This window comes from Marinomonas sp. SBI8L, assembly GCF_001624705.1.
Lineage (GTDB): Bacteria > Pseudomonadota > Gammaproteobacteria > Pseudomonadales > Marinomonadaceae > Marinomonas.
Genome location: NZ_JSEO01000009.1, coordinates 62,698 through 76,165 on the forward strand (window position 1 = coordinate 62,698; position 13,468 = coordinate 76,165).

General features: G+C 41.7%; 12 protein-coding genes. 1 reads left to right on the forward strand and 11 read right to left on the reverse strand.

Going from position 1 to position 13,468, the window contains the following annotated elements:
• Positions 1-50 precede the first annotated feature (50 nt).
• The 9 genes from phoR to OA91_RS14480 form a co-directional block, all read right to left on the reverse strand.
• Entirely contained in the window at positions 51-1,382 is a 1,332-nt protein-coding gene (phoR, locus tag OA91_RS14440) for a phosphate regulon sensor histidine kinase PhoR (RefSeq protein WP_063339002.1), read from the reverse strand.
• A 6-nt stretch (positions 1,383-1,388) separates the two neighbouring features.
• Positions 1,389-2,084, reverse strand: coding sequence for a phosphate regulon transcriptional regulator PhoB (gene phoB / locus OA91_RS14445; RefSeq protein ID WP_046015378.1), 696 nt, complete (start codon positions 2,082-2,084; stop codon positions 1,389-1,391).
• Between the two features lie 82 nt (positions 2,085-2,166).
• Positions 2,167-3,024, reverse strand: a complete 858-nt coding sequence (gene ubiA / locus OA91_RS14450; protein WP_063339003.1) for a 4-hydroxybenzoate octaprenyltransferase — start codon at positions 3,022-3,024, stop codon at positions 2,167-2,169.
• Positions 3,024-3,608, reverse strand: a complete 585-nt coding sequence (locus OA91_RS14455) for a chorismate--pyruvate lyase family protein (RefSeq protein WP_231870378.1) — start codon at positions 3,606-3,608, stop codon at positions 3,024-3,026. Before OA91_RS14455 ends, ubiA begins: the two co-directional genes overlap by 1 nt.
• An 82-nt stretch (positions 3,609-3,690) precedes the next feature.
• Positions 3,691-4,956 carry an HDOD domain-containing protein gene (locus OA91_RS14460; protein WP_063339004.1) on the reverse strand — a complete coding sequence of 422 codons (1,266 nt, stop codon included), beginning with the start codon at positions 4,954-4,956 and terminating at the stop codon, positions 3,691-3,693.
• A gap of 110 nt (positions 4,957-5,066) precedes the next feature.
• Positions 5,067-5,846 (reverse strand): amino acid ABC transporter ATP-binding protein, encoded by a 780-nt coding sequence (locus OA91_RS14465; RefSeq protein WP_046015375.1) that lies wholly within the window; start codon positions 5,844-5,846, stop codon positions 5,067-5,069.
• 21 nt (positions 5,847-5,867) lie between these two features.
• Positions 5,868-6,968 (reverse strand): amino acid ABC transporter permease, encoded by a 1,101-nt coding sequence (locus OA91_RS14470; protein WP_046015374.1) that lies wholly within the window; start codon positions 6,966-6,968, stop codon positions 5,868-5,870.
• Positions 6,969-6,978: 10 nt separating this feature from the next.
• Positions 6,979-8,154, reverse strand: coding sequence for an amino acid ABC transporter permease (locus OA91_RS14475; RefSeq protein WP_063339005.1), 1,176 nt, complete (start codon positions 8,152-8,154; stop codon positions 6,979-6,981).
• A gap of 112 nt (positions 8,155-8,266) precedes the next feature.
• Complete coding sequence (locus tag OA91_RS14480; RefSeq protein WP_046015372.1) at positions 8,267-9,289, reverse strand: amino acid ABC transporter substrate-binding protein; 1,023 nt, start codon at positions 9,287-9,289, stop codon at positions 8,267-8,269.
• A gap of 620 nt (positions 9,290-9,909) precedes the next feature.
• Between OA91_RS14480 and lrp the strand changes: the two genes are divergently transcribed.
• Positions 9,910-10,386 (forward strand): leucine-responsive transcriptional regulator Lrp, encoded by a 477-nt coding sequence (gene lrp, locus OA91_RS14485; protein ID WP_046015371.1) that lies wholly within the window; start codon positions 9,910-9,912, stop codon positions 10,384-10,386.
• A gap of 3 nt (positions 10,387-10,389) precedes the next feature.
• Here the strand turns inward: lrp and recG are convergent, their stop codons facing one another.
• Both recG and OA91_RS14495 read right to left on the reverse strand, forming a co-directional pair.
• Entirely contained in the window at positions 10,390-12,465 is a 2,076-nt protein-coding gene (recG, locus tag OA91_RS14490) for an ATP-dependent DNA helicase RecG (protein WP_063339006.1), read from the reverse strand.
• Positions 12,466-12,510: 45 nt separating this feature from the next.
• Positions 12,511-13,416: a hydrogen peroxide-inducible genes activator gene (locus tag OA91_RS14495; protein ID WP_046015369.1), complete on the reverse strand. Its 906-nt coding sequence runs from the start codon at positions 13,414-13,416 to the stop codon at positions 12,511-12,513.
• Between the last annotated feature and the right edge of the window lie 52 nt (positions 13,417-13,468).

Here is a 13,468-nt window from a genome sequence, read left to right on the forward strand (position 1 = left end):
ACTAGATAAAGAAACAGTTAGCCCAAGCTATTTGGGCTAACTTACAAGATTTAAGAGGCGTCTTGATCTATGGTTTCCAATTCTGGTGGACTTGATTCTCTTACCCGAGTACGAGGGAAGTGGCAGGAAAAAGTGCTACCAAAACCAAGCTGGCTACTAATATCTAACTTACTATCGTGATGGTGCAAGACATGCTTCACAATAGAGAGGCCTAAACCTGTGCCAGCCGTATCTGATCCTCTTCCTTTATCCACCCTAAAGAAACGCTCTGTTAAACGAGGAATAAACCTAGGATCTATCCCTAAGCCATTATCCTGTACACAGAAAACACCACCTTCTTTATTTACTTGCCAGCTAATATCTATCTCGCCGCCATCAGGTGAGTATTTTAAAGCATTTACAACGAGATTAGAGAAGGCACTATAAAGCTCACTGTAACTGCCGAAAATAGCACTTTCCTCATCTGCATCCCAACTTAAGAAGTGCTCGCTTGTGGAAAAGACTTTTGCTGAATCACAAATTACTTGAATAAGGTCACTGACATTATGCCATTGGTCTGAATCTGCTCTTTGGTTACTCTCCAAGCGTGAAAGTAGAAGTAAGTCTTCAATCAGGAGCTCCATGCGATTAGATTGAGTACTCATATTCACCACGCCTTTTTGCATTCTCTCAGGCAAGGATTCCTTAAACATATCCAGTGTTTCTAGATAACCCTTGATCACAGTGAGAGGCGTTTTTAGCTCGTGTGAGGCATTGGCAACAAAGTCTTTACGCATTTGCTCAAGCAAGTGCAGACGCGTGACATCACGAACAAAAATGAGGTGGTCATTTTTTGAATAAAGCGTGGTTTGAAACTCTAAAAAAGTTCCTTCTTTAGCGGGTGATTGGATTACCAAAGGGTCACCAAATCGCTTTTGGCTAAAGTAGCGGAAAAACTCAGGGGTACGAACAATATTAGTAAGAGGCTGGCTTCTATCTGTTGGTTTAACTAAGCCAAGTAAATCTCCAGCAGAGGTGTTCCACCATTCTAGTCTGCCGGTGTTATCTGCCATGATAACGCCATCTTGTAATGCAGATGTTGAATCTTCAATTCTTGCTAGTGCTTGCTGCATGCGCTTTTTAGACTTTCTTTGCTTCTTTTGCAGTCGGTTAACTGCGTCAAAAACATCCCCCCAAATTCCAGAGGAATCCGGAGGTAGTGAGCGTCCAGAGCGGCGAATCCAGCTATGAAAGCGATAAAGTTCGTAATAATGCCAAGCTAACAGTCCTAAAGCATATATAAATAGTAAAGGGAAAGTTTGCTCGCTCATTGTGCCAATAAATAGGCAGGTGAAAAAACCAAGTAAAAGTTTAACTGTGGCGCTTTTCCAAACTGTCTTCATATAGTTTTAAGCCAAACGTTTGCTTGAAAATCGATAACCTGTACCTCTAACGGTTTGAATAAGGTAATCATGGCTATCTCCTATCGCCTTACGTAAGCGACGAATGTGTACATCGACAGTTCTTTCTTCAACGTAAACATTCCCGCCCCAAACCTGATCTAACAGCTGAGCTCTAGAGTAAGCTCTTTCTTGGTGAGTGATTAAAAACTTCAATAAACGATATTCAGTTGGGCCCATTTCTAAAGGTTTAGAGCCAATTGAAACTCTTTGGCTTAGAGGGTCAAGTTTTAGACCATCAACCTCAATCGGTTCATCAACACCCTGAGGGTGAGCACGACGTAGTACCGCCTTAAGGCGAGCAACTAACTCTCGTGGTGAAAAAGGCTTGGTGATGTAGTCGTCAGCCCCTGCTTCTAATCCTTGAATCTTATTGTCTTCTTCACTTTTTGCGGTAAGCATGATGACGGGAATTTCAGCTGTTAAAGCGTCTTTTTTAAGACGTCGTGTTAGCTCTATCCCACTGCCACCAGGCATCATCCAATCTACAAGGATCAAATCGGGTCTATGGTCCACGATTATCTCGTAGGCGGTACGGCTATTATCCGCTTCAAGGTATTCATAACCAGCCATCTCAAGAGCAATGGCAATCATTTCTCGAATTGATGATTCATCGTCAATTATTAATACTTTTTTACCGGTCACAGGATATATCCTCTTCTCTGGAACGGTTTAATTAAAACGATCAATTGTGACAGTTTAGTTAAAATGTCACAGATGACTTAATTTAGTGTACAAAAAAGCCTGCGATAAAACCCAAAAATACACATAATCCTATGCGGTTATTATCTAAAAATGATTTAAAACAAGCAGATCGCTCTCTTTTTCTTGCTTGCCAAAACTGTTGAAAAAAGAGACCCGCACAGACAAATAAACTCATAAAAAAGAAAGCGCCTAACTCTCTAATTACGCCTACCCAAACTAATAATGACAGGGTGAGTCCTTGTAACAAGAGAATAATAATAAGGTCATATTGAGCAAACAGTATCGCAGTGGACTTGATACCAACCTTAAGATCATCGTTGCGATCGACCATGGCGTAATAGGTGTCATAAGCGATTGTCCAAAACACATTCGCCATAAATAGCATCCAAAGTTCGATATCAGTTAAAGCACCGCCTTGTGCCACATAGGCCATAGGAATCGCCCAAGAAAAGGCTAAGCCGAGAAACAACTGAGGTAAGTGGGTGACCCGTTTCATGAAAGGATATAATGCCGCAAGCCCTAATCCGACAAAGGATAAAAGAATCGTTTTTAGGTCAGTAAAAAGGACAAGAACAAAGCTGATGAGACAGAGTAAAGCAAAGAAACCAAGGGCTTCTTTCTCACTGACTCTACCAGAAGGCAATGGGCGACCTTTGGTTCGCTCAACAAAACCGTCAACTTTACGGTCGGCATAATCATTAATCACACAACCAGCTGAGCGCATAGAAAATACCCCAGCAATAAAGATAATAAGTAAGTGCCAGTCAGGAAAGCCATCAGCCGCTAGCCACAAAGCCCACAAAGTTGGCCACAAGAGTAAGAGGGTGCCGATAGGCTTATCCAGTCTAGCTAACTCTGCTAAAGCAATGACTTTACTCATTATTCTTCCTTTAAATTTAAGAAGGGTTTGATTGCTGGAAAAAAGACTTCGTTGACCAGTATGCCTTGGCCATATTGATAAAAAACAGAACGTCTAGCCCAAGTTGGTTCGTTTATATGGGAAAACAAATTTGCTGGTAGTTGAGAGACTTCTATCTCTCCTCGTGTAAGGCCTTTATGCTTATAAAGAAAGCCTCCAAGAGGTTTGTTGCCTAACTTAGGCAAGTAGCGCCAATGGCCTCTTAATGACCTTGCAGGGATGATAGAGCGAGCATAGATAATCGCCTGACCATCTACATTAAGTATTACCTCACGAATGCGAGCCGCTTCACGGGCTTTTAAATTAAGCTTTTTTCTTTCTCTTTGGGTGGTTTGGCCCCAAGTGTCCGAAATAACATCAACCGTTAACTTCCCTAGAGTTTGAATCTTAGCGGTCAAAGATCCTTGCTCGGCTAGCCAAGGGAAGATAAAGGCAGGAATATTTTTGCTGTGAGCATGGCTTAATGATGACCAAACATAATCAAACTGTTTGGTCGCTGTGAAGTTTAATCTTGGGTTGCTGTTTGGCTGATCAATCATCGACATCAAAATAAGGATATTGTCCTAATAGTCTAAAAATTTAACCCGAGTTGAAGAAAAAAGAGTTTCCTATTGAGCTCTAAGTGGCCTAGTTGCCATTAATTAAAGACACCATTAACTTAATATTCTCTGAGTTATCTTGCAGATCTTGATAAAGGCTTTGTAGCTGCTTCTGATCTAGACCTATCATATCTTGACTAGCTTGAGAAATATCTTCTTTATTCAACAGGTTATGACAAACACTTAACATTCTCGCTATGATGGCATTTTCTCCATCATAGGCCAAATTTTTACTATAACGAATGCCATTACAGATGCCTGCTGGTAATTCCCAGTGGCGAAGTAACCAAGCACCAATTTGCTCTCTGCTGAGTTTAAGTAGCTGTACTTCAACCAAGTTAGTTGGAAGGTGAGCGTTAATCTCAAGTTGGCGTGACAGGATATTAAAATGAGGCGGTAACACAGCCCCTATAGCGAGCAAACCAAAGTTATGCAGCAAGCCTGCTAGGTATGCATGCCCTAGCCTCGGGCGCTTTTTAGCCGGCATAGCTTTGACCATAGCTTCCATCAGTGAAGCGAAGGAAACGGCTTCTAGCCAATAGTTGTCATAATGGCGAGGGCCGTTCTCTGGTACTGCGAGTGCTTTCCCCATAGAAAGACCAAGTGCCAAGTTCATAACCATATCAAAGCCTAATACTCGAATTATGGCATCTTCAACCGATTCAATCTCCCCAGGAGCCCCATAGTAAGGAGAGCTTGCCCAACTGACTACCTGAGCGGCCAAACTAGGGTCAAGGCTAATCACTTCGCATAGCTCGTCAGTGCCAGCATTTTCATCAGCACATAAACGTATGATGCGCTGTGATGATGCTGGTAAAGGAGGGAGTTCAAGGGTTTCTTCTAAACGTTGACGAAGGCGAATGGATTGAAAGCCACCCAAAGCATTTAACATGCTTTTTTCATCTTGTTCATGATTCTCGACTTCTCTTTTAAGCTGGCCTTGAGGGATAGAGAAGTCGCCAAAATGACATTTTGAGCCTGAAAAAATCTTATTAATTTCTATGGCTTCAATGGCGTTAAACTTTGTGAGGTCTGTTTTTTTCAGAGATAGCTTTTTGATGTCCTTTAGGCTTTCATCGATATAGGTAATGACTTTGTGTGTATTGAGTAGTAAATCACTCGATACATTATAAGAATTTGTGGTCGCTAAACGACGTTTGCTGACTCGTGTAATCGCACCAATGTCGAGCATAGAATCAAATGGGAAAATTGCTTGAACCTTACCTGTGGAGTCCTGTAAGTGAACAATTTTAACCTTAAGGCTAGGTGTGATATCTGATTCTTGCTTGGTCATAAATTTCAATTTGAGTCTAAGTATTATTAAGCAAGCAATTTACCAAATATCGAAAAACAAAAAAGCCCCTAAATGGGGCTTTTTTGTGCAATGGCTGCTTTTTTTCTCAATTAGTGGTTCAAAATCTGACTTAAGAACAATTGAGTACGGTCATGCTGAGGGTTTTCAAAGAATTCGTGTGGCTCATTCGCTTCAACGATTTCACCGGCATCCATGAAGACAACACGGTCAGCAACAGTTTTTGCAAAGCCCATCTCGTGAGTTACACAAACCATTGTCATACCTTCATCAGCTAGCTGAATCATTACATCTAGTACTTCCTTGATCATCTCAGGGTCAAGTGCAGATGTTGGCTCATCAAATAGCATGATGCGTGGCTTCATACAAAGACCGCGGGCAATCGCAACACGTTGCTGCTGACCACCAGAAAGCTGACCTGGGAATTTATTCGCCTGGTTAGCAATTTTTACACGTTCAAGATAATGCATGGCCATCTCTTCAGCTTCTTTCTTAGGCATCTTACGAACCCAGATAGGCGCTAAAGTCAGGTTTTCTAAAATCGTTAAATGTGGGAATAGATTAAAGTGCTGGAACACCATACCCACATCTTTACGGATAGCTTCGATGTTTTTCAAGTTATCGTTCATCTCAATGCCGTCAACAATGATAGAACCCCTTTGGTGTTCTTCAAGACGGTTGATGCAACGAGTCATAGTTGATTTACCTGAACCTGATGGTCCACAAACAACGATACGCTCGCCTTTTTTGATACTGAAATCGATATTTTTAAGTACGTGGAAATCACCGTACCACTTGTTTACATCTTTAAATTCGATAATTGCTTTTTCGCCCGGCTCAAGCTGAGCGAGTGCCATATTGTGTTCTGTCATTTGAAAGGCCTCAAAAAAATTCTAGTTCCGCTTGTGTCCGGTTTCTAATTTACGCTCAATTGTCATACTGTAACGAGACATGCCAAAGCACGCTGCCCAGTAAATAAAGCCAGCAAAAGCATAACCTTCAATCGTTGTTCCTAACCAGTTCGAGTCGTGGGTCGCTGCTTGAATCCTACCTAATAGGTCAAACATACCTACAATATAAACTAGAGTGGTGTCTTTAAATAAGCCAATGAAGGTGTTTACGATACCAGGAATAACTAGCTTCAATGCTTGTGGCAAGATTACCAAAATCATTGACTGCCAGTAAGTTAGGCCCATAGCATCAGCTGCTTCATATTGACCTTTTGGAATCGCTTGTAAACCACCACGTATTACTTCCGCCATATAAGCTGCAGAGAATAGGGTGATACCAATCAATACACGCATTAACTTATTAAAGTTCATACCATCAGGTAGGAACAATGGAATCATTACAGATGCCATAAATAAGATAGTGATCAGAGGTACTGCACGAATCGTTTCAATGAAAACGATACAAACAGACTTAGCAATTGGCATGCTAGATTGACGACCTAATGCTAGAAGTACTCCCAACGGGAAAGAAGCAACAATACCTACAACACCTAAAAGTGTTGTTAGGAATAAACCACCCCATAAAGAAGTTTCAACGATTTCTAGTCCAAAGACTCCGCCAGCAAATAGGAAATAAGCAACAACAGGATAAACAGCAATGATCCCGATTGATAAATACAGCTTATTTACAGCTTTTACTGCGAACATTGCAATCAAGACAACTAGCAGAATCAAGGCTAGATTAATTCGCCACGTTTCTTCTGCTGGGTACAGGCCATACATAAACTGTTCAAAGTAAACACCAATGAAAGCCCAACATGCACCGCCTGCTGTACAGGCCGCTTTTGATTCACCTCCAAATGTTGCATTTACAACACCCCACTCTACAACAGGTGGGATAAGCAAGTACAAAACGTAAAAGCTGAATAAAGTTAAAAATATATTGAGTGGGGACGACAATAAGTTTTGACGTACCCATGCCACTGCACCAACAGAATTTACTGGTGGTGGAAGGCTTGGAGATGGTTGAAATATCTTCGCCATGATTCGCCCCCTAGCGCTCAATTAATGACATTTTTTTGTTATACCAGTTCATGAATATCGAAATAGTCAAACTTAATGTTCCGTAAACCAGCATACAAAGCCCAATGTTTTCAATCGCTTGACCTGTTTGGTTCAGCGTTGTACCCATAACCACAGCAACTAATTCTGGGTATGCAATTGCAGCCCCAAGTGATGAGTTTTTCGCTAAGTTAAGGAATTGGCTAGTAAGTGGAGGAATGATAACGCGTAGCGCTTGAGGCAAAACAATTAAACGTTGTGTCAAACTGTCTTTAAGACCTAAAGAACGAGCTGCTTCAGTTTGTCCCCAGTTTACAGACAAAATACCTGCACGCACTATTTCAGCAATAAAGGCACCTGTATAGGTAGAAAGTGCAACAAGTACTGCAACAAATTCTGGGGGTAGAACCATACCACCTTTAACGTTAAAACGACTTTTTTGAGGAAGATCGAATTCAATAGGGAAGCCAGATACAACCAAAGCGAGTAGGGTAATGACTATGATTAGGCCTAGAGAGGACCAATAAGCTGGAAACCAAAGACCTGTAATAGTTTGACGCCTTTTCGCCCAAATAATTAGTGCAATAGATGCAATAATCGATATAACAAAGCCTGCGATAACAATACCAAAACCATCTTGAAAGATAGGGTTTGGAGAGTAGATACCACGTTTGTTTAGGAAGAAGTCACCGAAGATTATACTGTTTTTGGGTATAGGCAAGGTTGCTAGAACCGCAAAATACCAGAAAAACATTTGCAGCAATAATGGAATATTACGCAGCGTTTCAACATATACCGTTGCTAAGCGCGCTACTAACCAGTTATTAGAAAGACGAGCTAAGCCCATCACAACACCAATAATAGTGGCTAATATAATACCCATTAAGGAAATAACGACGGTATTAATCAGAGCAACAATAAAGGCGCGTCCATAGGAATCGGCTTCAGTGTACTCAATAAGGTGGATAAGAATGGGAAATCCAGCAGGTTGGTTTAAAAATTCAAAACCAGTGGAAATACCTTGATTTGCTAAGTTGGCTTGTAAGTTACTAAATAGGTAATAGCTTACGAAAACAACCACAGCTAGAAGCACAACTTGAAAGATAATGGCGCGGGTGCCAGCATCATTCAAAAGGCTTTTATTACTTGAAGTAGTATTATCGCTCATCTTGGTTCAGGCAATCGAAATGCTCGTCAGATGTGTAAAGAAAGGGGGGAAAGATTCAGCAGCTCAAAGCAGAGCCGCTGAATAGATACCCGAAGCAGGTAGCTTGTAGGTATTAACGTACTGGTGGCGCGTACATTACACCACCTTCGGTCCATAGTTTGTTAATTCCGCGTGGAAGACCTACTGGAGTAGATGGACCAACGTTACGCTCGAAAACTTCACCGTAGTTACCTACTTGAGCAATTACATTGTAAGCCCAGTCAGCAGAAAGGTTTAGTTGAGCACCCATGTTACCTTCAGCACCTAGAAGACGCTTGATACCTGGATCTTTCGTTTCTGCTTTGATCTTAGCTACGTTTTTAGAGCTAATACCCATTTCTTCAGCATTAACCTGTACAAACATTGCCCAAGTTACAATATCTTTCCATTGGTTGTCGCCATGACGAACAACAGGACCAAGTGGCTCTTTAGAAATTGTTTCATCTAAAATAACGTGTGCATTTGAATCAGCTAGCTTAGAACGGTGAGCAGCAAGACCTGATTTATCTGTTGTGAATACATCACAACGACCTGAAGCATATGCAGCTAGAGCTTCGTCTGCTTTCTGTACAACAACTGGAACGTATTCTAGTTGGTTCTTACGGAAGAAGTCAGCCATGTTTAATTCTGTTGTTGTACCTTGTTCTGTACAAACTGTTGCACCGTCAAGTTCAAGTGCAGAATTAACACCTAGATCTTTACGTACCATGAAACCTTGACCGTCGTAGAAGTTAACAGTTGTAAAATCTAGACCTAGAGAAGTATCACGTGTGTAAGTCCAAGTAGTGTTACGAGATAGAACGTCGATTTCACCTGATTGAAGCGCTGTGAAACGTTCTTTCGCAGAAAGAGGAGTAAATTTAACTTTTTGAGCATCACCGAATACGGCTGCAGCAGCTGCACGACAAGCATCTACGTCGATACCAGTCCAGTTACCATTAGAGTCAGCATTTGAGAAACCAGGAACACCTTGGCTTACGCCACATTGAATAAAGCCTTTTGCTTTTACATCGTCAAGCGTACCAGCAGTTGCACCAGCACTTACAGTTAGAGCAACAGCTGCAGTAGAAATTAACTTACCCACGTTAGATTTCATCTTATTTTGCCTCCCAGGCGTTTTGATTGGTCGTAATTTTTAGACATAGATTATTGATATTTACTTGTGTTCAAACTCAATTCTTTTAGAGAGTTAAATTTTTCAACAGCAATTCTTAGGCCAAAATTAACTTATTATTTTATTTTGTTTTATTACAGCCGAATATTCTGAATGCATTCGACTGGCCTCTATAGAATTACTGTTTAAGGTACTGAGTCAAGAGAAAACTAACAAAATACCTGTGCATTTTGAGTAGATCCTGCTTTTTTATAGTTTTTATTTATCAACTAACCTTTAATCGATAAAAAAACTGAATTTAAATTCAAAAATAAACCTTTCATCTAGTAAGGGTTAAGTTAAGACCAAAATTTCAAAAAAGCACCAAAATGGTTCGTCGAATCTTCTAAAAATGTCTTTTTGCACAGAATAATTGTCTGTTTTGAGCCATCACTCAGGACTTGAAAATGTTATTGTTTTACTTTGTCTGCTTAAAAGTGAAATATAGACGTTCTAAAACTGAAGCTAAGATCAATAAATACAAAGATTTGTAATTTTTGTTGTTCGCTGAGCGCATGCTAAACTAGCGTAAGACCTTGTTTGAATGGGGAGATTCAACAGAGATGGATAATTCGCCTAAACCGTTAGATAGGTTAGATCGAAAAATATTAAGAGAGCTACAAGTAAACGGCAGATTATCTAATGTGGAGTTAGCTAGTCGTGTGGGCTTGAGTGCGACACCTTGCTTAGAAAGGGTGCGCCGTTTAGAACGTAATGGCTATATCACAGGTTATTGCGCTTTAGTCGATCCTCGTAAAGTAGAAGCGGGTTTATTAGTATTTGTAGAAATTCGCCTAAAAGCCACATCACCAGAAGGTTTTAATGAATTCAAAGCATCCATTGCTAATATTCCTGAAATCTTAGAGTGCCACCTTATAGCAGGTGATTTTGAATACTTACTAAAGGCTCGCGTGCCAGATATGGATGCATATCGCCAATTATTAGGTGAAACCTTGCTAACGCTTCCTCATGTGCGAGAGTCGCGTACCTATGTTGCAATGGAAGAAGTGAAAAACACCACAGTAGTTAACATTCTCTAAGCTTTAAACATTTAGATAATGCTCAATATTCGGCAGCCACCTCTGTAACAGGGGCGAAATGGCTTCCGGGTGGTTGTGGTATAAGCGCTGTGCTGTGGCTTGTACTTGATCAAGTAAACCCTTATCCCTTTGTAAGTCTGCGACCTTAAACTCCATCAAGCCTGTTTGCCTAGAGCCTAATAATTCACCTGGCCCTCTCAACTCCAAGTCTTTCTCTGCAATTTTAAAGCCGTCTGAGGTTTCTCTCATCGTCGAAAGCCTAGCTTTGCCTTGTTGACCCAGTGGTGTTTTATAAAGCAAGACGCAATGACTCGCCGCAGAACCTCGTCCAACACGACCACGAAGCTGATGTAACTGAGCTAAACCAAGTCGTTCTGGGTTCTCGATCACCATTAAGCTAGCGTTTGGTACATCAACCCCAACTTCAATCACAGTGGTTGCCACTAAAAGCTGTAGCTCTCCCGCTTTAAAGCGATTCATTATGTCTGCTTTTTCTTGAGCCTTTAAACGGCCATGAACCAAGCCAATAGATAAACCTTGTAACTGCTCGCTGAGCATAGTGGCAGTATCTTCAGCGGCTTGGCATTGCAGGGCATCAGACTCTTCAATCAGAGTGCAGACCCAATAAGCTTGTTGGCCTCCCTGACACGCCGCTTGTACCCGAGAAATTACCTCATCACGCCTTTGATCTGAGACCACAATCGTTGTAACAGGTGTTCGGCCAGGAGGTAGTTCGTCGATAATCGAGCAATCAAGGTCAGCATAGGCAGACATAGCCAAAGTACGAGGAATTGGAGTGGCTGTCATTATGAGTTGATGGGGCTGTAATTGGCCATTCATGCCTTTTTCCCTTAACGCCATCCTTTGATGCACACCAAACCTGTGTTGTTCATCAATAATGGCCAGAGATAAGTTATGAAACTCAACACTGTCTTGAAAGAGAGCATGGGTGCCGACCACGATTTTGGCTTCGCCAGAGGCGATTTTAGCCAGCTCTTGCTCCCTTTGCTTACCTTTTAACTTGCCCACCATCCAAGCGACTTCTATCCCTAATGGTTTAAACCACTGGCTGAAATTTACCAGATGCTGTTCGGCTAAGATCTCTGTTGGTGCCATGACAGCCACTTGTAAATCTTGAGCCACAAAGACGGCGGCTGTCATCGCGGCAACCAAGGTTTTTCCTGATCCTACATCGCCTTGAATCAGACGTAACATAGGGTGACCTTTTTTAAGGTCGTCTAGAATCTCACTAACCACTCGGTTTTGTGCGTTTGTTGGCGAAAAAGGTAAGTTTTTTAATAGCTTATCCATAATTTCGCCCGGTTCATTTAAGCTGATAGAAAGGTCTTCTTTGGCTTTAAACTTCTTACCAATCAAGCTTAATTGATGGGCTAATAGCTCTTCAAACGATAAACGATACTGGGCTGGATGTGAGCCTGCTTTTAGCTCTTCAATATTGGCATCGGTCGGAGGTTGATGTAGGTAACGCACAGCATCGTAAAGAGCGGGTAACTGAAAATCTTGGCGAATTTGCTCTGGTAACCACTCTTGTAAATTGTAAGGTGATAAATGCTCTAAAGCTTGTTCGCATAAGAGCCGAATCTTGTTTTGCGTGATGCCTTCGGTCAAAGGGTAAATCGGTGTCAGTCTGTCATCTTCAGCTTGCCAGTCATCACTCACAAGCTGATATTCTGGGTGGAACATTTCCAGCCCAGTACTGCCTCGCCTTACTTCACCGAAGCAGCGTATGGCCTTACCGGCTTCAAACTGCTTTTTCTGACTTGCATTAAAATGGAAAAAGCGCAGACATAGTGAGCCAGAGTCATCGCGAATACGGCACACCAAGCTACGGCGTTTTCCCATTTGCACTTCACAACTAGCAACCTTACCTTCTACTACGATTTCGTCACCAAATTTAAGCTGGCCAATTGGGAGCACACGGGTTCTGTCTTGATAACGAATCGGCAGATGGAAAATTAAATCCTGCAGCGTTTCGATATGCAGCTTCTGTAACTTCTCAGCCAGTGCCGCACCGACACCTTTAAGTTCAGTAACAGCAACACATTCAAGCGAATCCATAGGGCTCCTTATAAAGCGAGTTTAAACTATCAAAGATAGGCTGAATTAGACTGGGAAATGCTGATAAGCATCACGAATAGACTGACTCAGCGCATCAATGGCTTGCGGACGAGGGAAGCTTGCACGCCATGCCAATGCCACAGTACGTTTAGGCGCTGGATGAGCAAAAGGACGAATTTCTAGCAGGTCCGAATTGATATTAGTGGCGGCAGATTTCGGCAATACAGTCACGCCTAAACCAGAAGATACCATATAGCGTATTGTCTCTAGGGAGCTGCCATTTACCACGGTTCTCGCCGTATCATAGTCGGCTTCATTTAGAATAGGGCAGGCCTCTGTTACCTGATCACTAAAGCAATGGCCTTTACCTAAAATCAAAAGGTTGTCAGTGCTTAGTTGTGAGGTTTCAATATGGCTCAATTTGGTCCAGCTGTGATTTTTTGGCATTAATACCACAAACTCTTCCTCATAGATGGGTTGAGTCACCACATCAGGCTCTCTAAAAGGAAGCGCGACTATAATGGCATCGAGTTCACCGTTTCTCAGTTTAGGTCTTAAATTCTCTGTTAAATTTTCCTCAATAATCAAAGGCATACCTTGAGTATGCTGATGTAAAAAAGGAATCATATGAGGGAATAAATAAGGGGCAATAGTATAAATAGCGCCGACCTTAATCGGGCCTTTTAGCTGATTTTGACCTGTTGAAGCCAGCTCTTTAATCACATTGGCTTGTTCCATGACACGTTCAGCTTGATCCACAATTTGTTGGCCAAGAGGTGTAATATAAACCGCGCTTTTAGAGCGCTCAAAAATAGCTGCTCCTAGCTCTTCTTCAAGCTTTTTCACCGCCACACTTAAGGTTGGCTGTGAAACATGACAAGCATCCGCGGCACGGCCAAAATGTTGTTCTTTGGCGAGCATTACAATGTATTTAAGTTCGGTAAGCGTCATATACTAGTTAGCCTATAAGATAGAATCGATTGTTAATAACTATGATAAAGTA